This is a genomic window from Bradyrhizobium sp. WSM1253 (assembly GCF_000244935.1).
Taxonomy (GTDB): Bacteria; Pseudomonadota; Alphaproteobacteria; order Rhizobiales; family Xanthobacteraceae; genus Bradyrhizobium; species Bradyrhizobium canariense.
On the sequence record NZ_JH600073.1, the window covers coordinates 3,461,796 to 3,487,738 of the forward strand.

General features: G+C 65.6%; 25 protein-coding genes. 9 read left to right on the forward strand and 16 right to left on the reverse strand.

Annotation, left to right across the window (positions count from 1 at the left end; genetic code table 11):
* Window positions 1-80: 80 nt before the first annotated feature.
* From BRA1253DRAFT_RS17775 to BRA1253DRAFT_RS17795, 5 genes are all read right to left on the reverse strand, one after another.
* Window positions 81-647: an IS3 family transposase gene (locus tag BRA1253DRAFT_RS17775; RefSeq protein WP_051058436.1), complete on the reverse strand. Its 567-nt coding sequence runs from the start codon at window positions 645-647 to the stop codon at window positions 81-83.
* The gene (locus BRA1253DRAFT_RS17780; protein ID WP_007593706.1) at window positions 644-961 is read right to left on the reverse strand and encodes a transposase; all 318 of its coding nucleotides are present in this window, start codon (window positions 959-961) and stop codon (window positions 644-646) included. The genes BRA1253DRAFT_RS17775 and BRA1253DRAFT_RS17780 overlap by 4 nt, the downstream gene beginning before the upstream one ends.
* 127 nt (window positions 962-1,088) lie before the next feature.
* Entirely contained in the window at window positions 1,089-1,586 is a 498-nt protein-coding gene (locus BRA1253DRAFT_RS17785) for a TPM domain-containing protein (RefSeq protein WP_007596533.1), read from the reverse strand.
* 3 nt (window positions 1,587-1,589) lie between these two features.
* Window positions 1,590-2,483, reverse strand: coding sequence for a YgcG family protein (locus tag BRA1253DRAFT_RS17790; protein ID WP_007596534.1), 894 nt, complete (start codon window positions 2,481-2,483; stop codon window positions 1,590-1,592).
* Window positions 2,484-2,621: 138 nt separating this feature from the next.
* Complete coding sequence (locus BRA1253DRAFT_RS17795; RefSeq protein WP_007596535.1) at window positions 2,622-3,230, reverse strand: LemA family protein; 609 nt, start codon at window positions 3,228-3,230, stop codon at window positions 2,622-2,624.
* Window positions 3,231-3,411: 181 nt separating this feature from the next.
* On the opposite strand from BRA1253DRAFT_RS17795, the gene BRA1253DRAFT_RS17800 reads away from it, so the two are divergent.
* The 3 genes from BRA1253DRAFT_RS17800 to BRA1253DRAFT_RS17810 are packed head-to-tail and all read left to right on the forward strand — an operon-like array spanning window position 3,412 to window position 6,632.
* Window positions 3,412-4,266, forward strand: a complete 855-nt coding sequence (locus BRA1253DRAFT_RS17800; RefSeq protein ID WP_007596537.1) for an enoyl-CoA hydratase — start codon at window positions 3,412-3,414, stop codon at window positions 4,264-4,266.
* A gap of 5 nt (window positions 4,267-4,271) precedes the next feature.
* On the forward strand, window positions 4,272-5,420 hold the full coding sequence (locus tag BRA1253DRAFT_RS17805; RefSeq protein WP_007596539.1) for an acyl-CoA dehydrogenase family protein: 1,149 nt from the start codon (window positions 4,272-4,274) through the stop codon (window positions 5,418-5,420).
* A 15-nt stretch (window positions 5,421-5,435) separates the two neighbouring features.
* The gene (locus tag BRA1253DRAFT_RS17810) at window positions 5,436-6,632 is read left to right on the forward strand and encodes an acyl-CoA dehydrogenase family protein (protein ID WP_007596541.1); all 1,197 of its coding nucleotides are present in this window, start codon (window positions 5,436-5,438) and stop codon (window positions 6,630-6,632) included.
* Between the two features lie 90 nt (window positions 6,633-6,722).
* Here the strand turns inward: BRA1253DRAFT_RS17810 and BRA1253DRAFT_RS17815 are convergent, their stop codons facing one another.
* From BRA1253DRAFT_RS17815 to BRA1253DRAFT_RS17825, 3 genes are all read right to left on the reverse strand, one after another.
* The gene (locus tag BRA1253DRAFT_RS17815; protein ID WP_007596542.1) at window positions 6,723-9,047 is read right to left on the reverse strand and encodes a xanthine dehydrogenase family protein molybdopterin-binding subunit; all 2,325 of its coding nucleotides are present in this window, start codon (window positions 9,045-9,047) and stop codon (window positions 6,723-6,725) included.
* 231 nt (window positions 9,048-9,278) lie between these two features.
* On the reverse strand, window positions 9,279-10,154 hold the full coding sequence (locus tag BRA1253DRAFT_RS17820) for a dihydrodipicolinate synthase family protein (RefSeq protein WP_007596544.1): 876 nt from the start codon (window positions 10,152-10,154) through the stop codon (window positions 9,279-9,281).
* A gap of 64 nt (window positions 10,155-10,218) precedes the next feature.
* Window positions 10,219-11,184 carry a VOC family protein gene (locus BRA1253DRAFT_RS17825; RefSeq protein WP_007596546.1) on the reverse strand — a complete coding sequence of 322 codons (966 nt, stop codon included), beginning with the start codon at window positions 11,182-11,184 and terminating at the stop codon, window positions 10,219-10,221.
* Between the two features lie 199 nt (window positions 11,185-11,383).
* Between BRA1253DRAFT_RS17825 and BRA1253DRAFT_RS17830 the strand changes: the two genes are divergently transcribed.
* Both BRA1253DRAFT_RS17830 and BRA1253DRAFT_RS17835 read left to right on the forward strand, forming a co-directional pair.
* On the forward strand, window positions 11,384-12,250 hold the full coding sequence (locus BRA1253DRAFT_RS17830; protein WP_007596547.1) for a S1C family serine protease: 867 nt from the start codon (window positions 11,384-11,386) through the stop codon (window positions 12,248-12,250).
* A complete protein-coding gene (locus BRA1253DRAFT_RS17835; protein WP_007596549.1) occupies window positions 12,247-12,618 on the forward strand; it encodes a response regulator transcription factor in 372 nt (123 codons plus the stop codon). The genes BRA1253DRAFT_RS17830 and BRA1253DRAFT_RS17835 overlap by 4 nt, the downstream gene beginning before the upstream one ends.
* Here the strand turns inward: BRA1253DRAFT_RS17835 and BRA1253DRAFT_RS17840 are convergent.
* The 4 genes from BRA1253DRAFT_RS17840 to BRA1253DRAFT_RS17855 form a co-directional block, all read right to left on the reverse strand.
* On the reverse strand, window positions 12,615-13,688 hold the full coding sequence (locus BRA1253DRAFT_RS17840; RefSeq protein WP_007596551.1) for a HAMP domain-containing sensor histidine kinase: 1,074 nt from the start codon (window positions 13,686-13,688) through the stop codon (window positions 12,615-12,617). The genes BRA1253DRAFT_RS17835 and BRA1253DRAFT_RS17840 overlap by 4 nt on opposite strands.
* Window positions 13,675-14,367: a response regulator transcription factor gene (locus BRA1253DRAFT_RS17845; protein WP_007596553.1), complete on the reverse strand. Its 693-nt coding sequence runs from the start codon at window positions 14,365-14,367 to the stop codon at window positions 13,675-13,677. Before BRA1253DRAFT_RS17845 ends, BRA1253DRAFT_RS17840 begins: the two co-directional genes overlap by 14 nt.
* A 97-nt stretch (window positions 14,368-14,464) precedes the next feature.
* A complete protein-coding gene (locus tag BRA1253DRAFT_RS41630) occupies window positions 14,465-14,968 on the reverse strand; it encodes a hypothetical protein (protein ID WP_007596555.1) in 504 nt (167 codons plus the stop codon).
* A gap of 300 nt (window positions 14,969-15,268) precedes the next feature.
* On the reverse strand, window positions 15,269-17,605 hold the full coding sequence (locus BRA1253DRAFT_RS17855; RefSeq protein WP_007596557.1) for a Tex family protein: 2,337 nt from the start codon (window positions 17,603-17,605) through the stop codon (window positions 15,269-15,271).
* A gap of 399 nt (window positions 17,606-18,004) precedes the next feature.
* Here BRA1253DRAFT_RS17855 and BRA1253DRAFT_RS17860 point away from each other — a divergent pair, with 399 nt between their 5' ends.
* Both BRA1253DRAFT_RS17860 and BRA1253DRAFT_RS17865 read left to right on the forward strand, forming a co-directional pair.
* A complete protein-coding gene (locus BRA1253DRAFT_RS17860; RefSeq protein ID WP_007596559.1) occupies window positions 18,005-19,117 on the forward strand; it encodes a ring-opening amidohydrolase in 1,113 nt (370 codons plus the stop codon).
* Between the two features lie 125 nt (window positions 19,118-19,242).
* Window positions 19,243-20,712 (forward strand): amidase, encoded by a 1,470-nt coding sequence (locus BRA1253DRAFT_RS17865; RefSeq protein ID WP_007596561.1) that lies wholly within the window; start codon window positions 19,243-19,245, stop codon window positions 20,710-20,712.
* A 38-nt stretch (window positions 20,713-20,750) separates the two neighbouring features.
* Here the strand turns inward: BRA1253DRAFT_RS17865 and BRA1253DRAFT_RS17870 are convergent, their stop codons facing one another.
* On the reverse strand, window positions 20,751-21,071 hold the full coding sequence (locus BRA1253DRAFT_RS17870; RefSeq protein WP_007596563.1) for a hypothetical protein: 321 nt from the start codon (window positions 21,069-21,071) through the stop codon (window positions 20,751-20,753).
* A 150-nt stretch (window positions 21,072-21,221) separates the two neighbouring features.
* Here BRA1253DRAFT_RS17870 and BRA1253DRAFT_RS17875 point away from each other — a divergent pair, with 150 nt between their 5' ends.
* Together BRA1253DRAFT_RS17875 and BRA1253DRAFT_RS17880 are read left to right on the forward strand one after the other, a co-directional pair.
* Window positions 21,222-22,130: a PaaI family thioesterase gene (locus tag BRA1253DRAFT_RS17875; RefSeq protein ID WP_007596564.1), complete on the forward strand. Its 909-nt coding sequence runs from the start codon at window positions 21,222-21,224 to the stop codon at window positions 22,128-22,130.
* Window positions 22,131-22,198: 68 nt separating this feature from the next.
* Window positions 22,199-22,564, forward strand: a complete 366-nt coding sequence (locus BRA1253DRAFT_RS17880; protein WP_007596565.1) for a hypothetical protein — start codon at window positions 22,199-22,201, stop codon at window positions 22,562-22,564.
* Here BRA1253DRAFT_RS17880 and poxB read toward each other — a convergent pair.
* From poxB to BRA1253DRAFT_RS17895, 3 genes are all read right to left on the reverse strand, one after another.
* A complete protein-coding gene (poxB, locus tag BRA1253DRAFT_RS17885; protein ID WP_007596566.1) occupies window positions 22,561-24,297 on the reverse strand; it encodes a ubiquinone-dependent pyruvate dehydrogenase in 1,737 nt (578 codons plus the stop codon). The genes BRA1253DRAFT_RS17880 and poxB overlap by 4 nt on opposite strands.
* 80 nt (window positions 24,298-24,377) lie before the next feature.
* The gene (locus BRA1253DRAFT_RS17890; protein WP_007596567.1) at window positions 24,378-25,010 is read right to left on the reverse strand and encodes a 2-dehydro-3-deoxy-6-phosphogalactonate aldolase; all 633 of its coding nucleotides are present in this window, start codon (window positions 25,008-25,010) and stop codon (window positions 24,378-24,380) included.
* A 13-nt stretch (window positions 25,011-25,023) separates the two neighbouring features.
* A complete protein-coding gene (locus BRA1253DRAFT_RS17895; RefSeq protein WP_007596568.1) occupies window positions 25,024-25,938 on the reverse strand; it encodes a 2-dehydro-3-deoxygalactonokinase in 915 nt (304 codons plus the stop codon).
* Window positions 25,939-25,943 lie beyond the last annotated feature (5 nt).

Consider the following 25,943-nt stretch of genomic DNA (forward strand, 5'->3'; position numbering starts at 1 on the left):
ACGTTCATCGCAACCTCCAAACTCCTGGTGTTGCGACGACCGTTTGAATCCGCCTTGTGTGCCGCGATCGGAATGATGGATCAGCCCGGGACCTGGCTTTGCGCCTTGATCGCCATTCGTAATGCGGCGAGCGGCAGTTCTGCGCGCAGATGGTCGTCCATGGCCCAGCCCACGATACGGCGGCTGTACAGATCCATGACGGCCGCCAGATACAACCAGCCCTGGTCGGTCCAGACAAAGGTGATGTCAGCGAGCCAGACCTGATTGCGCATGGCGGCCGAGAAGTTCCGGCCGAGCAGGTTCGGCGCGATCGGGAAGCCATGCCCGCTGTCGGTGGTGCGGCATCGTCGCGGCCCGGCCGAGATGGCTCGAATGCCATGATGGCGCATCTGCCGCTCGATCCGGCCACGGCTTGCATGATGTCCCTGGGCTTTGAGTTCGACATGAATGCGCGGGCTGCCATAGCGGCCATGGCTATCGCGATGAACCCGCTGGATGCCTTCCAGCAGCGCTCGATTAGCCAAGGCCCGGAGGCTTTCCGGGCGCGACCGCCAGGCATAGTAGCCCGCGGGCGAGACGCCGAGCACACGGCACATGACCTTGACCGGATAGTCCGTGCGGCGATCCTCGATAAAACGGAACCTCATGTCCGGGGTCCAGCAAAGATCGCGATCGACTTTTTTAAAATGTCGCGCTCCAAGCGCAGCTGTTCGTTTTCCCGCTGCAACCGCGCAATCACGTCAGCTTGGTCCGCCGACGGCACCGCCGCTTGCGATGTGGGCGCCACGGCGCTGCCGCCGGCTCTCGCCGTGCCCTGCTCCGCCACCCATCGGCTCAGCACGGAGCCGTCAAGCCCGAGCTCCTTCGATACCGACTTCGCCGAGCGGCCGCTCGACAAAACCAGATCAACTGCCTGCCGCTTGTACTCGTCCGAATAAGAACGTCGCTGCCGTTTCGTCATCTGACACCTCTTGCTGTCTAAGCTATAGGTGTCCACCGATTTAGGGGAGGCTCAGAGTCCCACCGCGGAGACAATCTGGATTGCTTCGCTGCGCTCGCAATGACGGAGTGTGGGCTATCAGCCGGGACTACATCACCACCGGCGCATCCGGCAGCTCGTTCGCATGCGGGCCCTGCGGCGGGAAATGCCTTGCCAGCTCGCGGGACACCGCCTCGATGCCGTCGATCACGCCGCGTTCGAATTGCCCTAATCTGAACTCCGCCTCCATCGCGCGGCAGATGCTCTCCCAGCCCTCGGCGCCAACCTTCGCATCGATACCGCGGTCGGCGATGATCTCGACATCGCGGTCGGCGAGCAGGAGATAGATCAGGACGCCGTTGTTGTGCGCGGTGTCCCAGATGCGCAGTTGCGAGAACACGTCGAGCGCGCGCTCGCGCGCCGGCTGGTTGCGAAACAGCGGACCGCCGTCGAGCGCGCCTTCGACCACGAACCGGACCTGACCGGAATGGCTGGCTTCGCCGCGCTTGATCGCCTGCTCGATGCGGTCGAGCACGCCCTTAGGAAACACCTGCTTGGCACGCCAATGATGCTGGAGCAGATGCCGGGTGATGCGCTTGATGCTCATGACCTACCAGCTCCCCGAGGCGCCGCCGCCGCCAAAACTGCCGCCACCGCCACTGAAGCCGCCACTCGACGACGACCCGCTGCTCCAGCCGCCGGATGACGGGCCGCTCGACCACGAGCCGCGACGCGACGACCCCGTGCCCGATCCCGCCCCAAACAGATCGGCGATAAACGTCAGGACAGCGCCGAGCACACCGACGCCCAGTCCAACGACCGCGGAGCCGATCACGAACCAGGCGAGGACACCAACGATCGCTCCCGTTATTCCCGAACCGAACAGCCGCCCGAATATGGAGCGCAGGATGCCGCCGATCACCAGCGGGCCGAACAGCAGGAAGTAAAAAAGCGGCTCGACGTCGTTCCAATCGCCGAAATTCACGCTGCGCGAGGGCGTCGGCAGCGGCTCGCCGTCGATGACGCGGATCATGCGATCGACGCCTGCCGTGATGCCGCCGGCGAAATCACCGCTCCTGAATTTCGGCGTGATGGCTTCATCGATGATGCGCCGCGACGTGACGTCGGTGAGCGCGCCCTCGAGGCCGTAACCGACCTCGATGCGCAAATGCCGGTCGTTCTTGGCCACGACGAGGATGGCGCCGTCATCGACCTTCTTGCGCCCGATCTTCCAGGCCTCCGCAACGCGGATCGCGAATTGCTCGATCGTCTCCGGATCCGTCGTCGGCACGATCAGGACGGCGACCTGGCTGCCCTTGCGCGTCTCGAAGTCCTGCAGCTTTTGCGACAACGCGGCGATGTCACCGCTGGAGAGCGTGCCGGTCTGATCGACCACGCGGCCGGTGAGTTGGGGTATGGCGACATCGGCCGAGGCGGGAAGCGCAAAGGTGAGGAAGAATGAGAATGCGACAGCGACTATCGCTCGCCACACATGGGCTGTCATCGCCCGGCTTGACCGGGCGATCCAGTATTCCAGAGACGCCGGCGGGATACGGCGAAGCCGCGGCGTACTGGATTCCCCGCTTTGGCGGGGAATGACAGTAGTGGGTGGGGCGAAGCGCGTTCGCAAAACAGTGCGCACTTACTTCGACGGCGCGGGCGCCGGATTGAAATCGACCTTCGGTGCGGTCGAGATTTCCTTCTCGTTCCCGACCGTGAAGTTCGGCTTCTCCTTGTAGCCGAACATCATCGCGGTGACGTTGCTCGGGAACGACCGGATGGTGACGTTGTAGTCCTGGACCGCCTTGATGTAGCGGTTGCGCGCCACCGTGATGCGGTTCTCGGTGCCCTCGAGCTGCGACATCAAATCCTTGAACAGCGCATCCGACTTGAGCTGCGGGTAGTTCTCGGTGACCACGAGCAGCCGCGACAGCGCGCCGGAGAGCTCGCCCTGGGCGGCCTGGAATTTCTGGAATGCGGCGGGATCGTTCAGCACCTCGGGCGTCGCCTGGATGCTGCCGACCTTGGCGCGGGCATTGGTGACGCCGAGCAGCACGTCCTTCTCCTGCTGCGCAAAACCCTTCACCGAGTTGACGAGATTGGGCACGAGATCGGCGCGGCGCTGATACTGGTTCACGACCTCGGACCAGTTGGCCTTGATCTGCTCGTCCTCGCTCTGGATCGCGTTGTAGCCGCAATTGGTGAGGCTCAACGAGGCCAGCGCCGCCAGTACGGTCAGGATCTTGCGCATCAAATTTCTCCCGGTGGAATCGGGTGCAAGCTACCAGATTGCGCGCGCGAGATGCCAGACATCTTGTCCGGGCCGAGGCCGCGAAATGCAGCCGATGTACGCAAGCCTCTTGCTTAATCCCGGCTGTAATAGTCAACTTGAGGGAACAATAATACCGGGTCGGGAACGCCAGGGGAACGCGATGAGTTCGTTCGAGACCATCCTCGTGGAGAGGCCGGAGCCGGCGATTGCCCGGATCGTGATGAACCGGCCCGACGCGCGCAACGCGCAGAACCTGCAAATGACCTACGATCTCAACGCCGCTTTCGATGAGGCGGTGCAGGACGATTCGGTCAAGGTGATCATTCTCGCCGGCAACGGTCCGCACTTCTCCTCGGGCCATGATTTGCGGCCCGGCAGCAAGAATGAAGCCGGCGTGGATTTTCCGCCGATCGGGAATTGGGGCGGTTTCGCCGAAGCAAACGCTCATGGCCGCTTCGCGCGCGAGCAGGAAATCTATCTCCAGATCACGCGGCGCTGGCGCAACCTCGCCAAGCCGACCATTGCCGAGGTGCACGGCAAGTGCATCGCCGGCGGCCTGATGCTGGCCTGGGCCTGCGATCTGATCGTCGCCAGCGACGATGCGCAGTTCTGCGATCCCGTGGTCACCATGGGTGTCTGCGGCGTCGAATGGTTCGTGCACCCCTGGGAGCTCGGCCCGCGCAAGGCCAAGGAATTTCTATTCACGGCCGACGCGTGGAGCGCGCAGGAGGCGCACCAGCTCGGCATGGTCAACCGGGTCGTGCCGCGCGCAGAGCTTTCATCCGTCGTGCTGGAGCTGGCGCGCAAAATCGCGTCAAAACCGTCCTTTGCGCTGAAGCTGACCAAGGAAGCCGTGAACCGCTCGGTTGACGTGATGGGCCAGCCGGCCGCGATCGACCAGGCCTTTGCGCTGCATCAGCTCTGCCACGCGCATAATCTTCAGGAATTCGGCATGGTGGTCGATCCATCCGGCCTGCACCCCTCCGTGCGCAAGCCGCCGGCAGCCGCGGAGTAGACAGGATGGATCTCAATCTCACCGACGAGCAACGGCTGCTGCGCGAAAGCGCGGAGCGCTTCGTGGCCGAAAGCTACGATGCCGATCACCGCCGCAAGATGGCGAACGACCCGCTCGGCTTCAGCCCGGCGATGTGGACGCAATTCGCCGAACTCGGCTGGCTGGCATTACCGATCGCGGAGGAATTTGGCGGGCTTGGCGGCGGCGTGGTCGAGATCGGCATTTTGATGGACGCCTTCGGCCGCGGGCTGGTGTCGGAGCCGTATATCGCAACGGTCGTGCTTGGCGCTGCGTTGATCGAGCGGTGCGGCAGCACGGCGCAAAAGCAGGCCATCCTGCCGAAGATCGCGGATGGATCGTTGAAGCTCGCGTTCGCGCATTCCGAGCGCGCGGCGCGGTTCGATCTTGCCAAGGTTGCAACCACCGCCCACAAGACGGCGCAAGGCTGGCGCCTTGCCGGCAGCAAGATTGCCGTGCTCGACGGTCATGCCGCCGACGAGATCATCGTCTCCGCGCATATCCATGATCATCAGGGACCGTCGGGCCGCATCGGCCTTTTCCTGGTGCCGGCGACGACGCCGAATGTTGCCATCTCCGACTACGAGCGCCTCGGCGGCGGGCGAGCTTGCAACATCGCGCTGTCGGACGTGCAACTGCCGGAGGATGCCTTGCTCGGCAACGGGCATGACGCGCTGCCGGCCATCGAATGGGCTGTTGACCGCGCCATGGCCGCGCTTGGCGCCGAGGCCGTCGGCATCATGCAGGTGCTGCTGGACACCACGCTGGAGTACACAAAAATCCGAAAGCAATTCGGCCGGCCGCTCTCGGCCAACCAGGTGATCCGCCACCGCCTCGCCGACATGGCGGTGCAGGTTGACGAAGCGCGCTCGATAGCGTTGCGCGCCGCGCTGAAGGTCGACGCCGATCCGGTCGAGCGCACGCGGGCCGCGTCGGGCGCGAAGGCGAAGATCGGCAAATCCGCGCGCTTCGTCGGCGAGCAGTCGATCCAGCTTCACGGCGGCATGGGCGTCACCGAGGAGCTCGAGGTCGGCGCTTATTTCAAGCGGCTGGTCGCGTTCGACACGCTGTTCGGCGGCAGCGCCCACCATTATGGCCGCCACGCCCGGCTTGGCCGCACCACCGTGCCAGCCTGACACAAGGAGCGCATCATGGACCTGTCGTTCAATGCCGAGGAGCGCGCCTTCCAGGACGAGGTGCGCGGCTTCATTGCGAAAAATCTCACCGAGGAGATGAAGCGCGCGACCGCGCTGACGCCGTCGGTGTTCTCCGACCCCGATATCGGCATGGCTTGGCAGCGCACGCTGCACAAGCAAGGCTGGGGCGCGCCGGGCTGGCCGTTCGAGCATGGCGGGCCGGATTGGACGCCGGCGCAGCGCTGGATTTTCGAGACGGAAAGTGCGCGGGCCGGGGTGCCCAATGTCAACGTGATGGGCGTGAAGATGGTCGGCCCCGTCATCATCGGTTTCGGCTCGGCGGAGCAGAAGAACTTCTACCTGCCGCGCATTCTCTCCGGCGAAGACTATTGGTGCCAGGGCTATTCCGAGCCGGGCTCCGGCTCCGATCTCTCTTCGCTGAAGACGCGCGCGGTGCGCGACGGTGACGACTACATCATCAACGGCACCAAGATCTGGACCACGCATGCCCACCACGCCAACCGCATGTTCGCGCTGGTGCGCACCAGCGACGGCCCGCGGCAGCAGGACGGCATCAGCTTCATCCTGATCGACATGAAGACGCCGGGCATCACGACGCGCCCGATCCTCACCATCGGCGGCGACCACGAGGTCAACCAGGTGTTCTTCGACGACGTGCGCGTTCCCGTGGCGAACCGCGTCGGCGAGGAAGGCAAGGGCTGGACCTACGGCAAGTATCTGCTCGAGTTCGAGCGCGGCTCCGGCATCGCCTCGGCAAAATTGCGCGAGGGGCTGAAGGCGGTCGCGGAGCTTGCCGAGTCCGACCTGACGGGGCGCGCCATCGACAGTCCCGACATCGCGACGCGCATCTCCGAGGTCGAGGTCGACATCGACGCGCTGGAGATGACCGAGCTGCGCGTGCTATCGGCGCTGCAGACCGGACAGAATCCCGGTGCGGTGTCGTCGATCCTGAAGCTGCGCAACAGCGAGATCCGGCAGGCCGTGACCCGGCTTGGCGCCGACGTGATCGGCCATGACGCCCTCGCGGTCGAGCCGATGCGCCCGCTCTACAGGCTCAACCATGAGCCGCCGATGCCGGAGGAGATGCTGACGGTGGTACCGGAATATCTCAACGGCCGCGCCTACACGATCTTCGGCGGCACCTCGGAGATCCAGCGCGATATTATTGCGAAGATGATGCTGGGGATTTAGCGCGAACTTTTTCCTCACCCTCGGTGTCGTCCCGGCGAAGGCCGGGACGACGAGTTGGATTTGTGGCGACAGCCAGCACGACAATGGCCGCTAACCGCCCACCTTCGCATCCCGGATCGCCTGCCAGATCTTCTGCGGCGTCAGCGGCGTATTCAGCTGGGTGATGCCGAGTTCGGCGAGCGCATCCATCACACCGTTGGTGACGCAGGGCGGACCGCCGATGGCGCCGGATTCGCCGCAGCCCTTGGCGCCGAGCGGATTGGTGCGGCAGGGCGCGGAATCGTCCAGCGTCACAACGATCGGCGGAACGTCGTCGGCGCGCGGGATGCAATAGTCCTGATAGCTCGCGGTGAGCAGCTGGCCGTCGGCATCATAGGACACGCCCTCATACAGCGCCTGACCGATGCCCTGTGCGACGCCGCCGTGGATCTGGCCGCTCACTAGCATCGGGTTCACGGCGACACCGACGTCGTCGACGGTGGTGTAGCGCACGACCTTGGACACGCCGGTCTCGGGGTCGATCTCGACCTCGCAGATATGGGTGCCGTTCGGCCAGCTCGGACCGTCGACCTCGCCTTCGGAATCGACGCTGAGTTTCGCGCCGCCTTCTTTCTCGGCAATGTCGAACAGGCTGATGCGGCGGTCGGTGCCGACCACGGTGAGCATGCCGCCCTGGTATTCGATGTCCTCGATCGAGGTCTCCAGCACGTTCGCCGCCTTCTCGCGCGCCTTCTGGATCAGATCGTTGGAGGAGACCGCGACCGCCGTGCCGCCGACGAACAGCGAACGCGAGCCGACGCTGCCGAAGCCCGTCGCCAGATCAGTATCGCCCTGGACCACGTCGATCTTGTCCATGGCAATGCCGAGCGTGTCGGAGATCATCTGGGTGTAGGTGGTCTGCAGCCCCTGCCCCATCGCCATGGTGCCGGAATGCAGGACGACACGGCCCTGCGCGGTCGCGTGCAGGCTTACCTTCTCGGTGTGGGCACGACCGCCGGTCCATTCGATATAGGAGGTGAGCCCACGGCCGTAGAGCAGGCCCTTCTTCTTCGCGGCCTTCTTGCGCGCGGCAAAGCCGTCCCAGTCCGCAAGCTTCACGGCGCGATCGAGCATGTGCGCGAAGGCGCCGGAGTCGTAAACCTGCCCCGCAGCATTGGTGTAGGGCAGTTGCGCCGGCTTGATGTAGTTGGCTTTCCGGATCGCGCGCGGGTCCATGCCGATTTTCCGCGCGGCCGCGTCGAACAGGCGTTCGACGATGAACACGGCCTCGGGCCGGCCCGCACCACGATAGGCACCGACCGGCGCGGTGTGGGTCATCACCGACTTCACCTCGAAATGCACCAGCGGCAAATCGTAGACGCCGGTCTGCACGAACGGGCCGAGCACCAGCGGAATGATGTTGGCCGCGCCCGAGGAATACGCGCCGGTACAGCCGATCGAGCTGACGCGATAGGCCAGCACCTTGCCTTTCTCGTCGAGTGCGAAGGAAGCGGTCGAGGTCAGATCGCGGCCATGGGTGCCGCCGACGAACTCGTCGGTGCGATCGCCGCGCCAGCGGATTTTTTTGTTCAGCTTGGTTGCGGCGTAAGCAACGATGCCGTCCTCGGGATAGAGGTTGGTCTTCTGGCCAAAGCCGCCGCCGATATCGCCGACCAGGACGCGCACGCTGTCCTTCGGCCGCTTCAGCACGGCCTCGGCCAGCACGTCGCGGGTCGAGGCGGGCGTCTGCGACTGCACATGCAGCAGAAGGCGGCCGGACGTCTTGTCGATCTCGGCAATGGTCGAGCGCGGCTCCATGGCCGACGGCACCAGGCGCTGGCTGACGAGATCGAGCTCGACGGTATGCGCCGCCTTGGCAAAAGCCTCGTCCACCTTGGCGGCATCGCCGTAGCTCATCGCGCCCACGATGTTGTCGGGCGCCTCCGGCCACACCAATGGCGCACCGGGCTTGACCGCCTCGACGGGATCGACCACGGCCGGCTGCACGTCATATTCGACCACGATCGCTTCGGCCGCGCTCTGCGCGTCGGCACGCGAGGAGGCCACCACGGCGGCCACGGCCTCGCCCGCATAGCGCACGATTTCGTGCGCCAGCAGGCGGCGTGGCGGCACCGTCATCGGCTTGCCGTCGGGGCGCTTGAAGATACTCAAGGTCGGGATGATTCCGATGTCGTCCTTGACGAGGTCGGCGCCGGTGTAGACCGCGGTCACGCCAGGCATCGCCGTGGCGGCGGCCGTGTCGATCGAGACGATCTTCGCGTGGGCATGCGGCGAGCGCAACAGGTACAACCACAGCGCGCCATCTTCCGGCTTGTCGTCGATGAACTGTCCCTTCCCGGTGAGCAGTCGCTGGTCTTCCAAACGCTTGACGGGCTGCCCCGCTCCGAAACGCAAATTGCCGGGAAGAATGTTCATTCCGTGGGGTCCTCAGGGTCTTTTCGAAACTGCGGGCCGCCTTTTAGCGGATCGATCAAGGGCATACCAGCCGCGCTTTTAGGCGGTATATCCGCGATTTCGTCATGCCCGGGCTTGTCCCGGGCATCCACGTACTTTTCGTGTGGAAGCGCGTGGATAGCCGGGACATAGGCGAGCGAAAGCGACGCCGTCCTTCGGACGGCTATGCCCGGCCATGACGAGAGGGGATGGCTACGCCAACTCCCGCAAGGCCGCTTCCACGACCTTGCGCGCATCGGCGGTGAGAGCGGTCTGCGGCGGGACGGGATCGCCGACGTCGTAGCCCTGGATGGCCAAGCCGGCCTTGATGCAAGCCGCCAGGTTGAAGCGGGCAAAAGCCTCGTTGATGCGCCACAGCTTGCGTTGGAGCGCCATCGCCTCGTCCCAGCGGCCAGCCTTGCAGAGATCGTAGAGCGCGACGCTCTGGCGTGGGATGATACAGGCGGGGCCCGCCATCCAGCCGAGCCCGCCGATCAGCATCACTGCGGCCGGAATGTGGGCGGAGGCCGAGAACACCCGCAAGGCATCGCCGCAGCGGTTCATGATCGAGAGCAGCCGGCCGGTGTTGGTCGAGGCGTCCTTGATGTAGCCGATGCGCGGATGCTCGGCGAGGCGCGCGATGGTGTCGAGGGTGAGATCGGAGCGCTGGAATTGCGGATTGGTGTAGATCACGACGGGGATGTTCACGGCATCCGCGATGGCGCGAAAATAGGATTCGATTTGGGCATCGGCGAGGGGGAAATACGCTTCCAGGATCGCCAGAATGCCGTCGGCACCGAGCTTCTGATATGCCTTCGCCTGCGCCACCGCGTCCGCCGTCGAGGTGGAGGCGACGCCCGCGACGACAGGCACACGCCCCTTGGCCGCCTCGATCGTGGTCTGCACGACCGCGGTACGTTGGGCGGCATTAAGATAGGCGAACTCGCCGGTCGAGCCGAGCGGGGTCAGACCGTGGACGCCAGCGCTTATCAGATCGTCGCAGAGCCTTGCGAGCACGTTCGTCCGCACTGCGCCGTCGGCAGCGACGGGCGAGACGAGATAGGGGAAGACGCCGCGAAAATCGGACATGTCAGCTGTAAATCCCGGAAACTGGCTTGCGCCTGACCGGTCTTACCAACGCTCGCGCCCGCGATCAAACCCTGATCAGCCGCACCCGCGTGCCCCAGGGATCGATCGCCTCCACGCCATTCGCCAGCGCCGTGACTTTCGCGCCGCCCTTGCGCAGGCGCTCGTCTTGGGCGGCAAGCAGGTCCGGCTTCTCCGTCACCAGCGAAAACCAGGCGAGCCCCGTTGCCTGATCGTCGCGTTGGCCGGCACCCTGGCTCTGCCAGACGTTCATGCCAAGGTGATGATGATAGTGCCCCGACGACAGGAACGCGGCACCGTTGCGGCTGCGGGTCGGGTCCAGGCCGATGGCACCGTGATAGAAGCGCTCAGCCTGCGTGAGGTCGCCGACGCGCAGATGCATGTGGCCGATGCGCATTCCGTCGGGCGCCTTGGCATAATCAGGCACGCGCGTATTGGTCAGCGACAGCAGGTCGGGAATGTTGAGCTCGTCGGCCGCCATCTTCACGCTGCCCTCGCTCCACTGCCATTGCGAGGGATCGCGGTCGGCATAGACCTCGATGCCGTTGCCTTCGGGGTCGTCGAGATAGACGGATTCGCTAACGAGGTGATCGGCAAAGCCCGACAGCGGCACACGATGCGAGGCCGCTGCGACCAACCAGCGCGCCAAGTCCTTGCGGGTCGGCATCAGGAACGCAGTGTGGTAAAGGCCGGCGGCGCTGCGTGGCTCGATCTCGGCATCAGGACGGGCCTCCAGCACCAGCAGGGTGATACCGGCCGTGCCGAGCCTTGCAGCAGTTGCCGAGCGCTCCATCACGGTGAGTCCGATGACGTCGCGATAGTAGTCCGCAACCTTGTCGAGACTCTTCACCCGGAGCGTCACCATGCCGACCCGCATCGGGGTGCGGCTGGCGTAGGTCGGCCCACCGCCCTGTGGTGCGCCCTCGGCGCGCGCCGCGCCCGCCGCCGCCATTGCAAGCGAGGTGGCGCCGGCGAGTTGAAGCAGGGTGCGGCGGGTGAGGTCGATGGTCATCGGTCAGGGCTCGCTGAAAGGTTTAGGGCCGTGCGGCGCAATTTCTCGATTGCTACACGTTGCCGTGAGCGGCTCCCAATCACATGTTCGTCGGCCGTGGTCTTACGGACCAGCTTTCCCTGCTCATTTCCTGGCCATCCGGCCAGTTTCACAATCGGCCGCGACATCCCAGATTGGGCGCAGCTTACAGGAGCCCCCCATGACCGACTCAACTCCCCTGACCTCGCTATCGTCGGCGCTCGCTGACGTCGTGGCGCGCACCGCGCCCTCCGTCGTCGCCGTGCATTCGCATCGCTCCCGCGCCACCGGCTTCGTCTGGAAACCCGGCCTGATCGTCACCGCCGACGAGGCGCTGGCCGACGAGGGCGACGTCGAGATCGGCCTCCCCGACGGCAGCACCGCGGCCGCCACGATCGCAGGCCGCGACCATACGACGGATGTCGCACTGCTGCGCGTCGATAGCGCGATTGCCCCGGTCAAGCTGGCCACAATTGTGCCGCCCCTCGGCGCGTTGTCGGTTGTTGTCGCCACCAACCGCGATGCGCCGAGCGCCGCGCTCGGCATGGTGTCGCTGTCCGGCAAGAGCTGGCGCTCCTTGCGCGGCGGCGACATCGACGCGCGGATCGAGCTCGACGTCCGCTTGCGCTCTAGCCAGCAGGGCGGCCTCGCGCTCGATGCATCGGGCGAAGCCTTCGGCATGGCCGTGCTCGGCCCGAGGCGTGTGCTGGTGATCCCGACAGCGACAATCGAGCGGGTCGCGGCCCAGTTAGAGGCGCGCGGCCGCATCGCACGCGGATATCTCGGCCTCGGGCTGCAGCCGGTCCGGCTCGACGACGGCGTCGGCGCGATGGTGATGAATGTCGACAAGGCCGGCCCTTCGGCGGCCGCCGGCATCCGCCAGGGCGACGTCATCGTCGCCGTCAACGACCAGAAGCTGTCCGGCGTACGCGCGCTGTCGCGGACGCTGGGTCCGGCTAGCGTCGGAGCGGTGGTTGATATCGCGGCGCGCCGCGGCGGCGAACCGGTCAGCTTCAAGGTCACGATCGGCGAGAGGCCGGCGGCGTGAGCGAGGATATCGCCCCCGAGATCGTTCTGGCCTTGGAGATCGACGATCCCGCTCTCGCCGATCGCCTGGCGGCTCTGCTCGGCCATATCGCCGGACTTCGCCTCGCCGAACCCGGCGAGAAGGCGGCCGCGACGATTGTCACCCGCGATCCGCGCATCATGCCTGAGGACATCGCGCTGACACAGCGCGAGCTCGATGTGCTGGCGTTGATGGCGGAAGGTGGCTCCAACAAGATGATCGCGCGTCAGCTCGGCATTTCCGTCCACACGGTCAAATTCCATGTCGGCTCGCTGCTCGACAAGCTCGACGCCACCGGCCGCACCGATGCGGTGGCACATGCGGCCCGCCGCGGCGTGATCGAACTCTAGAGCGGGTGCGGCGGGAAGCTGAGCTGAACCGTGAGGCCCGGCGCGTTGTCGTGCAGGGCAATCTCGGCGCCATGGAGGCGGGCGACCGCGGCGACCAGGCTTAAGCCGAGGCCGTTACCGGGGGTGTAGCGACTCTGTTCGAGCCGGTAGAAGCGCTTGAACACATGATCGCGCTCATCAGTGGGAATGCCGGGACCATCGTCGGCGATCGCGATCGTCGCACCGCCGTCGGTGCGGCGGCAGGTGACGATCACCTGCCCGCCTTCGCAGCCGTGCTTGATCGCGTTGTCGACGAGATTGGCGATGGCGTCGAACAGGAGGTCGCGATCGCCTGTGATCGCCACCTCGCGATCGCCGCCGAGGCTGAGCCGCGTCGCAACCTGTTCGGCGGCGGCATCGTAGAGCTCGACTACCTCGCCGGCGATTTCGGTGAGATCAAGCGTGCGAAACGCGCTGCGGCGGGCGCGGGTCTCGATCTCCGAGATGCGGGTGATCGAGGCAAACATGCCGAGCACCGCGTCGAGATCGGCGATGGTGTCACCAATCAGAGCCGCGTCGGCCTCGCCGTTGCGAGGGGCGTGATAGGCCTTCTCCAGCCGGCCCCGCATGCGCGTCAGCGGCGTACGCAAATCATGGGCGACGTTGTCGCTGACCTGCTTGACCTCGCCCATCAGTGTCTCGATGCGGTCGAGCATCTGGTTGAGGTTTTCGGCGACGCGGTCCCACTCGTCGTGACTGCCGCGCAAGGGAATGCGCTGGTCGAGGCCCGACATCATGATGGCGCGGCTGGTGGCGTTGATCTCCTCGATTCGCCCGACCGTGCGGCGCGTCACCAGCACCGCGGCGAGCCCGGCGAGCACCAGCATCAGCACCGCGACAGCGGCCATTGCGAGTTCGATCATCGCGGTGAAGCCGCTGTGATCGCCGGCATCGCCGACACGGTTCTGCACATAGGCGATCGTGCCGAAATAGACATAGGCCATGATCGCCGCGACGATCAGCCCAAATGCTGCGATCGCGATCAGCGCAAGGCGGAAGGTCGAGGAGCGGAGCGTTTTAGCCAGGAGCACGGAGACAATATCCGATGCCGCGGATGGTGTGGATCAGCGGATAGGCCTGGGCATCATCGACCTTGCGACGGACGCGCCCGACATAGACGTCGATGATGTTGGTGGAGGGATCGAAATGCAGATCCCAGACATGCTGGAGCAGCATCGCACGCGAGACGACGCGGCCCTCGTTGCGGACGAGATATTCGAGCAGTTGGAATTCCCGCGGCAACAGCGGAATCTTCCGGCCGCGGCGGCTCGCGCTACGTGCGATCAGGTCGATGGCGAGATCGCCGACCCGCAGGATCGTCTCCTTGGCAACGGTGTCGCTGCGCCGGCCGAGCGCCTCCAGCCGCGCCAGCAATTCGGTGAAGGAGAACGGCTTGACCAGATAGTCGTCGCCGCCGGCCCGCAAGCCGCGCACGCGGTCGTCGACTTCGCCAAGTGCGGAGATGATCAGGAACGGCGCGGCGATGCCGTCGTCGCGCAACTGGCGCATCACGCTGATGCCGTCGATGTCGGGCAGCATGCGGTCGATGGTGATCACGGCATAGTCGCGCGCGGCGCCGTGGCTGAGGGCCTCGCGCCCGGTGGCGGCGAGATCGACGTCGTAGCCGGAAATCGTCAGCTCCTCGACGAGCTGGCCTGCGGTTTCGGCATCGTCCTCGACGACCAGAATGCGGCGGTGACCTCCGGACATGACAAACTCCGCGCGACGATCGCCACCAGACTATCCCGTTCCGGGGCTGAGCGGAACCGTCCGATGACGATCGCGACAATGGTGCGGTACGGCGATGCTAGTACCAAGAGTCTCCGCACACATTGACCCATTGCCACCCATAGGGCGTCCAGCTCCTGCGCCAGCAGCCGTCATTGTAGCCGGCATAGATGAAAGGTGCTCCGAAGAAGAAGCGATGGTGGTGCCGGAAGAAGGCGTGGCGGCCGATGAAGGGCCTGCCGTGCCAGCCGGAGCCAGCGAAGCGCGGCCCGATCGCCGCATGCGCGAAGCGGGCGCCGCCGAAGCCCGGTCCGCCGACATGGGCGAAACGGGCGCCACCCATGCCGCCAACGTGCATGCCGCCGAAGCCACCGGCGTGCATGCCACCCCCAAAGCCTCCCGCGTGCATGCCGCCGCCACCGAAATGCCCGCCACCGCCAAAGCCGCCATGACCTCCGCCGCCAAAACCACCACCGCCGTGGCCGCCGCCTCCACCGCCGCCACGGGCGAGCACCGGTGAAGCGAGCGCCATCACCGCTGCGATCGTCACCGCAGTGAGGCCTTTGAAAAGCCTGTTGTCCATCGAAGCATCCTCCGTACTGCGCGGCGATATTTCTGCCGCGCGAGAAGGATCAGATGAGAGGAAGAGACCGGCACCTTCAACTTACAAACGCGCCAGATTCTGACGCGGAAGTTAGGGAGACGGACCCGCGCTCTCTCCTCGTCATTGCGAGGAGCCCTTGCGACGAAGCAATCCAGAGTCCCGCCGCGGAAAGATTCTGGATTGCTTCGCTGCGCTCGCAATGACGACGCGGATAGAACTCTCGATATATCGAGCAGCGATCCGACACCTCCCAGCAGAAGAGCGGGGAGAGGTTAGAAGCTACGCCCGCTTGCCGCCGTTTTTCTCGGCCGCGCGGCGCAGCGCTTCCGCGAGGGCGCCGCCGCCGGAAGATTCCTGCTGGCGCGGGGCCGACGAGGTCATACGGGACGGATTGCGCGAGCTGTTGTCCCGCTGCATGCCCGGCGCGTCCTTCTTGGCGCCGACTTCGTCGTCGAGGCGCAATGTCAGCGAGATGCGCTTGCGCGCGACTTCGAAGTCCAGCACCTTGACCTTGACGATGTCGCCGGGCTTCACCACCTCGCGCGGATCCTTGATGTAGGTCCTGGACATCGCCGAGATGTGCACGAGGCCGTCCTGGTGCACGCCGATGTCGACGAAGGCGCCGAACGCGGCGACGTTGGTCACGGTACCTTCGAGGATCATGCCCTTCTTGAGGTGCTTGATCTCCTCGACGCCGTCCATGAACACCGCGGCCTTGAACGCCGGACGCGGGTCGCGGCCGGGCTTCTCGAGCTCGCGCAGGATGTCGGTGACGGTCGGCAGACCAAACGTCTCGTCCACAAAGTCTTTCGGCTTCAGCGTGCGAACGATGTCGCTGCTGCCGATCAGCGCCTTGATGTCGCTTTTGGTGGCGCTGAGAATCCGGCGCACCACCGGATACGCTTCCGGATGCACGCCGGAGGCGTCGAGCGGGTCCTCGCCGCCGAGGATGCGCAGGAAGCCCGCGCACTGCTCGAACGCCTTGGGGCCGAGCCGCGGCACGTCCTTCAGCGCCTTCCGCGACTTGAACGGACCGTTGGCGTCGCGGTGTGCCACGATGCTCGAGGCAAGGCCGGAACCGACGCCCGACACGCGCGCGAGCAGTGGTGCGGACGCGGTGTTGACGTCGACGCCGACCGCATTCACGCAGTCTTCGACCACGGCGTCGAGCGATTTCGCGAGCTTGGCCTGGCCGAGGTCGTGCTGGTACTGGCCGACGCCGATCGCCTTGGGTTCGATCTTGACGAGCTCGGCGAGCGGATCCTGAAGCCGCCGCGCGATCGACACCGCACCGCGCAGGGTGACATCGAGGCCCGGCAACTCCTCCGAGGCGAAAGCCGAGGCCGAATAGACCGACGCGCCAGCTTCCGACACCACGATCTTGGTCATCTTCAAGTCGGGCAGGCCCTTGACGAGGTCGGCCGCGAGCTTGTCGGTCTCGCGCGAGGCGGTGCCGTTGCCGATCGCGATCAGCTCGACGCGATGCTTCAATGCGAGCTTGCCGAGGATCGCAAGCGCCTCGTTCCACTGTCGCTGCGGCTCGTGCGGATAGATCACGGCAGTATCCACCACCTTGCCGGTCGCATCGGTGACGGCAACCTTGACGCCGGTGCGGAAGCCGGGATCGAGTCCCATGGTGACGCGGGTGCCGGCCGGCGCGGCCAGCAGGAGGTCGCGCAGGTTCGAGGCGAACACGCGCACGGCCTCGGTCTCGGCCGCATTCCACAGCCGCATGCGCAGGTCGATGTTGAGATGCACCTGGATCTTGGTGCGCCAGGCCCAGCGCACGGTGTCGATCATCCAGCGGTCGCCGGCGCGCTTGAGGTCGGCGATGCCGAACCGCTTCATGATCTTCAGCTCATAGACGCTCGGCACGCCCGGCGGCGATGCTTCGGCCTCGGCCTGGATCTGGAGATCGAGGATCTCTTCCTTCTCGCCGCGGAACATCGCGAGGATGCGGTGCGAGGGCAGCTTCGTCAGCGGCTCGGAGAACTCGAAATAATCGGCAAACTTTTCGCCCTCCGTCTTCTTGCCGTCGCGCACCTTGGAGGCCATGCGCGCATTGGTCCACACCTCTTCGCGAAGCGCGCCGATCAGGTCGGCGTCTTCGTCGAAACGCTCGACGAGGATGGCGCGGGCGCCGTCGAGCGCCGCAGCGGCATCAGCAACACCCTTCTCGGCATTGACGAAGGCCTCAGCGACGACCTTCGGATCGTTGGTGGGGTCGGCCATGAGCTGATTGGCGAGCGGCTCGAGGCCGGCTTCCTTGGCGATCTCCGCCTTGGTGCGGCGCTTCGGCTTGAACGGCAGATAGATGTCTTCGAGGCGCGCCTTGCTGTCGGCGGCGAGAATGGAGGCTTCCAGCGCGGCATCGAGCTTGCCCTGCTCGCGGACCGATTCGAGGATGGCCTTGCGGCGGTCCTCGAGCTCGCGCAGGTAACCCAGGCGCTCCTCCAGCGTGCGCAATTGCGCATCGTCGAGCGCACCGGTCGCTTCCTTGCGGTAGCGGGCGATGAAGGGAACCGTGGCGCCGCCGTCGAGCAGCGCCACTGTCGCCTCGACCTGCTCCGCCCGAACCCCAAGCTCCTGCGCAATTTTCTGGTTGATATTTGCCACGCGAGAACCCCTCTATCCAAGCACGCATCGCGGAGGCGAACCACCGGCTGCGGGACGCCGCTTATGGACCAATCGGGGTTGATTCATCAAGGTGCGGCGGACGATCGTCGACAAGGGATTTTTTGTCGAACCGATGCGATCTCGCCACAATCGTGAGGGGCGGCGAGGACGACGCACATACTCCATCGTCGTCCTGGCGAAGGCCAGGACCCATAGCGCGTGATTCATCGATTGTAGGCGGTAGGCGTACCGAACGACGAGACTTCGCCAAATGCCCCCTGGGTCATGCGTCCTGGCGCTCGCCAGGACGACGATGGGATTGCCTCGACACCTTGACAGGCGCCCCGGTTCAGCGGCTGTTTTGTCGGCCGGGCTCCTGAACCCCATGTGAGGACTATCATGCGGACGACATCGGTCGGCGTCTTCAAGGTCGCCACCAAAGGCCCCGGCGACGTCTCCGGATTGATGGCCATGATCGGCTCCGGCGCGATTGATCCGGCATCCATCCTGGCCATCCTCGGCAAGACCGAAGGCAATGGCGGCGTCAACGACTTTACCCGGGAATATGCCGTTGCCGCGCTGTGCACGGCGCTGGCGCCGCAGCTCGGCCTGTCGCCGCAGGAGGTCGAGCAGCGCATCGCTTTCGTGATGTCCGGCGGCACCGAGGGCGTGCTGAGCCCGCACATCACGGTGTTCACGCGCCGAGACGTTCTGCAGCGCCCGGCAGGCATCTCCGGCAAGCGCCTGAGCATCGGCATGGCGCACACGCGGGATTTTCTCCCTGAAGAGCTCGGCCGCTCCGCTCAGATCACGGAGACAGCCAAGGCCGTGAAGGCCGCGATGGCGGATGCCGGGATCGCCGATCCCGCCGACGTCCATTTCGTGCAGATCAAATGCCCGCTGCTCACCAGCGAGCGCGTCGAAGCGGCGAATGCGCGCGGCCACAAGACGGCGACGACCAGCGCCTACAGTTCGATGGCCTATTCGCGCGGCGCCTCCGCGCTCGGGGTTGCAGTCGCGCTCGGCGAGATCGCAACCGACCTACGAGACGACGACGTGCTGCGGCGCTACGATCTGTTTTCGAACGTCGCCTCGACCTCGTCCGGAATCGAGCTGACGCACAACGTCGTCATCGTGCTCGGCAATTCGATGTCCTCGACGAGCGAATTCGAGATCGGGCATGCCGTGATGAGCGATGCGATCGACGCTGCCGCCGTGCTCGCGGCGCTGGAGAGCGTTGGGCTCTGTGCCGCGCCGCAGACGACGACCGGCCGCGAGCTCGTCAACATCTTCGCCAAGGCCGAGGCCTCGCCTGATGGCAGCGTGCGCGGCTTCCGCCACACCATGCTGGAAGATACCGATATCAGCTCGACGCGCCACGCCCGGGCTGCCGTCGGCGGCCTGATTGCCGGCCTCGCCGGCACCGGGGCGGTCTACGTCTCCGGCGGCGCCGAGCACCAGGGCCCCGCTGGCGGCGGGCCGGTCGCGGTGATCGCAAAGCTCTCGGATTGATGCGTGCGCATGCAATGGAGGATTACCTCTCCATCCCGCGCAACCCTGCCCTTCGCGCCGCCTCAGTTGATTAAAATGTTCCCGTGCGAAACTAAGGTGGCGCCGCACGAAGAGGTTTGGATCGCATGACTTTCCCGATGAGCTGGAACGAATGGGCGCAGCACGATGGCGTGGGACTGGCCGCGCGCGTCCGCAAAGGCGAGCTCACGGCAAAGGAGTTGGCGCGCCAGGCCGCTGCGGGCGTTGCCAAGGTCAATCCGGCACTGTCGGGCGTCGTCGAGCTGTTCGATGACGTGATCGCCGATCCGGCCAAGGACGGCGCCAATCTCGCCGGCCCGTTCGCAGGCCTGCCCTTCCTGATGAAGGACCTCGGCCCGACCATGAAGGGCCGGCTCCAGGAGATGGGCTCGCTACTGATGCGCGGCAATCGCGCTGGCGCCGACACGTTCCTGACCGGCAAATTCCGCCAGGCCGGGCTGAACCTGATCGGACGCACCACGACGCCGGAATTCGGCGTATGCAGCTCGGCCGACAATCCCGCCGTCTATGTCACGCGCAATCCCTGGGATACCGACTACACCACCTGCGGCTCGTCGGCCGGCAGCGCCGCAATGGTGGCGGCCGGCGTGGTGCCGATCGCACATGCGACCGACGGCGGCGGCTCGATCCGCATTCCCGCCGGGGTCAACGGCAATATCGGCCTGAAAGTCTCGCGCGGCGTGTTCTCGCTCGCACCGCACATGTCCGATCTCACCGGCCTCGTCTCGATCCAGGGCTGCCAGTCGCGCTCGGTGCGCGACACCGCCGCCTTCGTCGATCATGCCAGGGGAGCGGCGCCGGGCGAGTTCATGCCGTTCTGGACCACGGCGCAACCATACTCCGAGATGATCAAACGCGATCCGTCAAAACTTCGCATCGCGCTGTCGCACAGCTGGGGCGACTACACCGCGACGTCAGAGATCGCGGCCGAGCTGGCAAAGGCCGGCCGCTTCCTCGAAGGCCTCGGCCATCACGTCGACTACGGCCTGCCCGAGCTCGACTTCCGCGCCGCGTTCGAGGCGCAGACCACCTGCTATATCTCGAATTTTGCCGTGGTAATCTCCAACATGCTCGCCGCGCGCGGGCTGGAGCGGCCCCCGGAAGACCTCATCGAGCCCATGAACATCCGGATCTGGGAAGCCGGCCGGCATACGAGCTTCGCCGAGCGGGCGAAGATGCAAGGCGTGTTCAACACGACCTCACGCGCCTTCGGCGCCTTCTTCGAGCAGTGGGACGTGATCCTGACGCCGATCACCGCGCTGCCGACGCCGAAGGTCGGCACCCGGGAATATCTCACCATCTCCGACAATCCTGACGTGCTCGACTGGTTCGGCAATCTCTGGCGCTTCTTCGCCTTCACGCCGCTCGCCAATCTCTGCGGCATGCCGGCGATCTCGATGCCGATGGCCACGCAGGACCACGGCCTGCCGCTCGGCATCCAGGCGATTGCGAAACAGGCCAATGACGGCCTGCTGCTGCAACTCGCCGCCCAGATCGAGCGCGCGCTCGACGGCAAGTGGAACGATGGCAGGAAGCCGAAGGTGCATGTGAGCTGAGCGAGTTGATCGCATTAACTTGCGATCCGCCGCTTGCCTCAGTTCTTCACCGTCGGAATTTCCTCCGGCCGGGGCTCCTGCTGACCCTGCTGGTACATCGCCAATGCCTTGTCGAGCGCTTCGCGCAGGGCCAGCGCGGCGGCCACGCTGCAGCGCAGATGCGCGGTCTGGACCACGTCGACCCTGACGGCGGCGCCGACCGGCATCAGAAGGTTCGCAGCAAGCTCGATCTGGATAGCGCCGTTGTGGTGGCCGAAGCAGGACGCACCGTCGAAATAGATGATCGGCGCCCGCTCCGAGCTCGAGGTCGAAATGATGACGGGCCCCTGGCTGGTGGCGGGCATTTCGGGATCGGCCATGGGCACTCCTTGCGGCTGGTCGAACGAACGAGGCGCCCACCATCGTTGCTTCGGCCGGCCCTGTCGAGGCCAAACCGGCCTCGGAACTCCTGCCGCGGGACGCCCATCCGGGGTTTTGCACCGCGCCCGCCGCTGGTTTAGAACGTCCTCATGTCCAGCTCACCGACCACACTTTCGTTCGAGGACCTCGCCGAGGCGATCAAGGGCCGCCGCTCCGATTACGGCCAGATCAGCGGACTCCAGCTCGACCGCTTCGCACCTCGCGAGGCCTGGTCCAGCCTGCCCTACCGGCCCGTCTTCGTCGGCGACACGGAGACCGGCGTCCTGCATGGCGGCGTCGTCACCGCGATGCTGGACGAGAGCTGCGGCATGGCGGTGCAACTCGCGCTCGACGGCACAAGCGCGATCGCGACGCTTGATTTGCGCATCGACTATCAGAAGCCGGCAACGCCCGGGCTCGACATCAAGGCGCATTCGGTCTGCTACCGCACCACGCGGTCGATAGCCTTCGTGCGATCGACCGCCTATCAGGAGTCCGAGGACGATCCGGTCGCGACCGCGACCGCCTGTTTCATGATCGGCGCCAACCGCACCAACATGCTCGTGGACCGCAGGATGGATTTGCCCAGCATCCCGTCGCTGGAGGCGCCGGACGATCCGGACGGTCCGTTCGCCAACAGCCCGTTCGCGCGCTGCCTCGGCATTCGCGTCAACGACGACGACACCCTGACGATGCCGTTCTCGCCAAAGATCATCGGCAACCCGATCCTGCCCGCGATCCATGGCGGCATGACCGGCGCCTTCCTCGAGACCACCGCGATCTTCGGAGTGGCGCGCGAGCTCGGCGCCGCCGCACTGCCCAAGCCGATCGGACTGACCGTCAACTATCTGCGCTCCGGCCGCGCGCTCGACACCTTCGCCAACGTCTCGATCGTGAAGCAGGGCCGGCGCATCGTCGCCTTCGAGGCGCGAGCCTGGCAGGACGATGCGAACAAGCCGATCGCCACCGCCTTCGGCCATTTCATGCTGCGGCCGACGCCCGGAAACGACGAGGAATAGGCGCATTTTCCCTTGACGGCCCAGGTCCGGGCCACAACGATAGTGCGTTTTCTGCGAGAGGTATTGGGTTGCGGCATCCGCTCGACATCGTCGCCATGTTCGCCGCGCTCTGGCTGCTGGCAGCGATGGTGCTCGACGCGCTGACGCCGAAGGAGCTGACGACGGTGATGATCGGCATCGCCATTGGACCCGCCGTCGTCATCACCGCCGTGTTCTACTATCTGCGCTGCCCGCGCACCGATTTCGCGGTGATGTTCGCCGCGCTCTGGCTGATCTCCGACATCGCCATCGCGTTCATCTCACCGGCGCAGCTGCCGCATTTCCTGATTGCGCTCGGCTTCGTGCCGGCGCTCCTGATCGGCATCGTCCTGCACTGGCAACGCTTCCAGCGCCGCCATGAGCGGCTGCCCCTGCCGTCGGTCAAGCGCGGTTAACGCGGCAGCAAATTGGTCTTGGCGAGATCGACGACCTCGTCGCCGCGGCCGTTCATCACGGCGCGCAAGACCCAGAGGCTGAAACCCTTGATCTGTTCGGGCGTGATGGTCGGCGGCATCGACAGCTCCTGCTTGGCGGTGACGACATCGAGCAGCGCCGGCCCGTTGTGGGCCAGCATGTCCTTCACCGCTCCCGGGAGCTCGCCGGGATCCTCGACGCGCCTTGCGAAGATACCCATCGCGCGCGCCATCGCTGCGAAGTCCGGATTCTCCAGATCGACATTGGTGTCGACGAAGCCGGCCGCCTTCATCTCCAGTGCCACGAAGCCGAGCACGCCGTTGTTGAAGATGACCACCTTCACCGGCAGCTTCATCTGCGTCAGCGTGATCAGATCGCCCATCAGCATGGTGAAGCCGCCATCGCCCGAGAGCGAGATCACCTGGCGGCCGGGCTGCGCGGCCTGCGCGCCGATCGCCTGCGGCATAGCATTGGCCATCGAGCCGTGCACGAACGAGCCGATCAGCCGGCGGCGGCCGTTCATCTCGAGATAGCGCGCGGCCCACACCGTCGGCGTGCCGACATCGGCGGTGAACACTGCATCATCGCTCGCATGGTCGCTGATGACCTTTGCGAGATATTGCGGATGGATCGGCTTTGCTCCGGGCGTGCCCTTCGCAAGCGAATCCAGGCCCTCGCGTGCCTTCTTGTAATGCACGATGGCATCGTCGAGATGCCTGCGCTGCGTCTTGGCCTCGAGCAGCGGCAACAGCGCCTCGATGGTGAGCTTGACGTCGCCGACGAGGCCGAGATCGATCTTGCAGCGCCGCCCGAGATTTTCCGGACGGATGTCGATCTGCGCGATCTTCGCATCGGTCGGGAAGAACTGCTTGTAGGGAAAATCAGTGCCGAGCATCACGAGCGCGTCGCAGGCGTGCATGGCGGCATAGCCGGAGGAGAAGCCGATGAAGCCGGTCATGCCGACGTCGTAGGGATTGTCGTATTCGACATGTTCTTTGCCGCCCAGCGCATGCACGATCGGGCTCTTCAAGGCTTCCGCAAGCTGCATCAGCGGCGCATGCGCGCCAGCGCAGCCGCGGCCGCAGAACAGGGTGATGCGTTCGGCGCCGTTCAAGAGGTCCGCGAGCGCCTTCAGCTCATCGGCCTGCGGCACGACCTTCGGCGCCGACAGCGCAAGGCCACGCGCCGTCGACAGCGCGCGCTTCGGTGGGCTGCGGAAGGCGACGTCGCCCGGCATGGCGACGACGGCAACGCCGCGCATGCCGACAGCCGCACGGATGGCGTTTTCCAGCACGTAGGGCAGCTGACTCGGATCGGAGACCAGCTCGCAATAATGGCTGCACTCGCGGAACAGGTTTTGCGGATGGGTCTCCTGGAAATAGCCGCTGCCGATCTCGGCGGTCGGGATCTGTGCGGCGATCGCCAGCACGGGAACGCGACTGCGATGGGCATCGAACAGGCCGTTGATCAGATGCAGATTGCCGGGACCGCACGAGCCCGCGCACACCGCAAGACTGCCCGTCATCTCCGCTTCGCCGGCCGCGGCAAAGGCCGCAACCTCTTCATGCCGGACATGGATCCACTCGATCGTTCCGCGCCGCCGCAGCGCTTCGGTCAGCGCATTCAGGCTGTCGCCGACGATGCCGTAGATGCGCTTGACGCCGGCCTGTTCGAGCGTTGCCACGAACAGATCGGCCACGTTGTTGATCGCCATGTCGGTCTCCTGATCCCGCTGGTCCAGCAAGATAGGATAACGCGCGACCGTGACGGGATCACGGCTTGTTTATTGCGATCTCACTCTTTCGCAATCGCCCGATCGTAGGCCGCAATCGTCTCCTTTGCGCGAGCGGCAACGTCCGTTGCCGTCATGCCGGACTTGTAGAGGCTGGAGCCGAGCCCGAACGCAGTGACGCCGCCCTTGATGTACTCCGCGAAATTCTGGTCGGAGACGCCGCCGACGGCGGCGATCATCGCCCCGGCAGGCAGCACGGCGCGGATCGCGGCAATACCGGACGCGCCGAGCACGCTTGCCGGAAAGAACTTCAGGCCAGAGGCGCCGGAGCGCGCGGCCAGCAGCGCCTCGGTCGGCGAAAACACGCCCGGCAACGTGACCATGGCGTATTGGTGCGCACGCGTGAGCACCTGCGTATCGACATTCGGCGAGACCATCAGCTTGCCGCCGACATCGTTGAGACGGTCGACATCCGAAGTGGTCAGCACCGTGCCGGCGCCGATCAGCACGCCGGCCGGCGCCTGTTTCACGGCCGTTGCGATGGAGCGGAACGGGTCCGGCGAGTTCAGCGGAATCTCGATTGCGGTCATGCCGGCTTCGATCAGCACGCCGACGATAGCCTGCGTTTCCTCGGGCTTCACGCCGCGCAGGATCGCGACCAGTGGCCGCTTCATCGCCGGAAAGGGAACGCTCATCTCGACAGTCCTCTCATTGCGTCCAGATCGCGGCAGCCGCCATCGACAGACCGCGGCGGACCGCTTCATCGGCATCGACTTGGTTCACGGCGACCGACAGCGCGTCGAAAGCCAGCCTATACAGCATCGCGAGCCGCCCCGAGGCAATCAGCGTGATGCCAGCTTTCGACATCGCGCCGGAAAGCCCCGCCGCCAGCTCGACGCCGATCAACGTGCCCGACAGCGTTTCGCGCGCCGCAGCCGGTGTGCTCCCGAACAGGAGCTGACGCGAGCGTGCGCCGAACAGAAAATTAGCCGCGAAGGCCGGTGCTTCGTACGCGGCCTTCACCGCCGCCTTGAAGCTCGCGAAATCCTCGGCGTCTTCGGCCCCGGCGACTGCAAGCGACAAAATCGTCTCGCGCGACACGACGCTGAAGAGCTCGCCGGTCATGAAGGTGGAGAAATGCGCGACCGTGCCGTCCTTCACGCGCACCCATTTCGAATGCGTGCCGGGCATGCAGACTAGCGCTTCGCCAGCGGTATCGAGCCCGAGCGCGCCGAGCAGCTGCGTTTCCTCGCCGCGCATCACGTCCGGCGCTTTTGCATCGCGCTGCGCGATACCCGGCAGGATGCGAATGTCGCGCGCTTCGCCGGGCACGTGCGCGGCCTGCTTCAGAACAGCGGAGAGTGGTGCCGGCGTGTCGACATAACCGGCCTCGACCCAGCCGGTACGCGCGCCGGCCATGCCGCAGACGAGGACGGGCAGATGATCGGGAGCCTCGACTGCCGCGAGATGCGATTGCAGCACGGCGGGAAAGCCGGCCTTCGCGGCGGCCAGCATGCCCTCATCGCTGCGGCGCTCGGCCAGCACCTCGCCGGCGCGGTCGATCAGCCAGAGTCGAAAGCTGCTGGTGCCCCAGTCTACCGCGACATAGGCAGGTTCAGTCATCTCGA

Coding starts and splice junctions, on each gene's coding strand:
- BRA1253DRAFT_RS17865 (WP_007596561.1), top strand. CDS start 19,243: ATGACTTTCCCGATGAGCTGGAACGAATGGGCGCAGCACGATGGCGTG.
- BRA1253DRAFT_RS17820 (WP_007596544.1), bottom strand. CDS start 10,154: ATGTCCGATTTTCGCGGCGTCTTCCCCTATCTCGTCTCGCCCGTCGCT.
- BRA1253DRAFT_RS17890 (WP_007596567.1), bottom strand. CDS start 25,010: ATGAGCGTTCCCTTTCCGGCGATGAAGCGGCCACTGGTCGCGATCCTG.
- poxB (WP_007596566.1), bottom strand. CDS start 24,297: ATGGCGATCAACAACGTGGCCGATCTGTTCGTGGCAACGCTCGAACAG.
- BRA1253DRAFT_RS17790 (WP_007596534.1), bottom strand. CDS start 2,483: ATGACAGCCCATGTGTGGCGAGCGATAGTCGCTGTCGCATTCTCATTC.
- BRA1253DRAFT_RS17810 (WP_007596541.1), top strand. CDS start 5,436: ATGGACCTGTCGTTCAATGCCGAGGAGCGCGCCTTCCAGGACGAGGTG.
- BRA1253DRAFT_RS17780 (WP_007593706.1), bottom strand. CDS start 961: ATGACGAAACGGCAGCGACGTTCTTATTCGGACGAGTACAAGCGGCAG.
- BRA1253DRAFT_RS17805 (WP_007596539.1), top strand. CDS start 4,272: ATGGATCTCAATCTCACCGACGAGCAACGGCTGCTGCGCGAAAGCGCG.
- BRA1253DRAFT_RS17870 (WP_007596563.1), bottom strand. CDS start 21,071: ATGGCCGATCCCGAAATGCCCGCCACCAGCCAGGGGCCCGTCATCATT.
- BRA1253DRAFT_RS41630 (WP_007596555.1), bottom strand. CDS start 14,968: ATGGACAACAGGCTTTTCAAAGGCCTCACTGCGGTGACGATCGCAGCG.
- BRA1253DRAFT_RS17785 (WP_007596533.1), bottom strand. CDS start 1,586: ATGAGCATCAAGCGCATCACCCGGCATCTGCTCCAGCATCATTGGCGT.
- BRA1253DRAFT_RS17815 (WP_007596542.1), bottom strand. CDS start 9,047: ATGAACATTCTTCCCGGCAATTTGCGTTTCGGAGCGGGGCAGCCCGTC.
- BRA1253DRAFT_RS17830 (WP_007596547.1), top strand. CDS start 11,384: ATGACCGACTCAACTCCCCTGACCTCGCTATCGTCGGCGCTCGCTGAC.
- BRA1253DRAFT_RS17875 (WP_007596564.1), top strand. CDS start 21,222: ATGTCCAGCTCACCGACCACACTTTCGTTCGAGGACCTCGCCGAGGCG.
- BRA1253DRAFT_RS17895 (WP_007596568.1), bottom strand. CDS start 25,938: ATGACTGAACCTGCCTATGTCGCGGTAGACTGGGGCACCAGCAGCTTT.
- BRA1253DRAFT_RS17845 (WP_007596553.1), bottom strand. CDS start 14,367: ATGTCCGGAGGTCACCGCCGCATTCTGGTCGTCGAGGACGATGCCGAA.
- BRA1253DRAFT_RS17775 (WP_051058436.1), bottom strand. CDS start 647: ATGAGGTTCCGTTTTATCGAGGATCGCCGCACGGACTATCCGGTCAAG.
- BRA1253DRAFT_RS17795 (WP_007596535.1), bottom strand. CDS start 3,230: ATGCGCAAGATCCTGACCGTACTGGCGGCGCTGGCCTCGTTGAGCCTC.
- BRA1253DRAFT_RS17860 (WP_007596559.1), top strand. CDS start 18,005: ATGCGGACGACATCGGTCGGCGTCTTCAAGGTCGCCACCAAAGGCCCC.
- BRA1253DRAFT_RS17825 (WP_007596546.1), bottom strand. CDS start 11,184: ATGACCATCGACCTCACCCGCCGCACCCTGCTTCAACTCGCCGGCGCC.
- BRA1253DRAFT_RS17800 (WP_007596537.1), top strand. CDS start 3,412: ATGAGTTCGTTCGAGACCATCCTCGTGGAGAGGCCGGAGCCGGCGATT.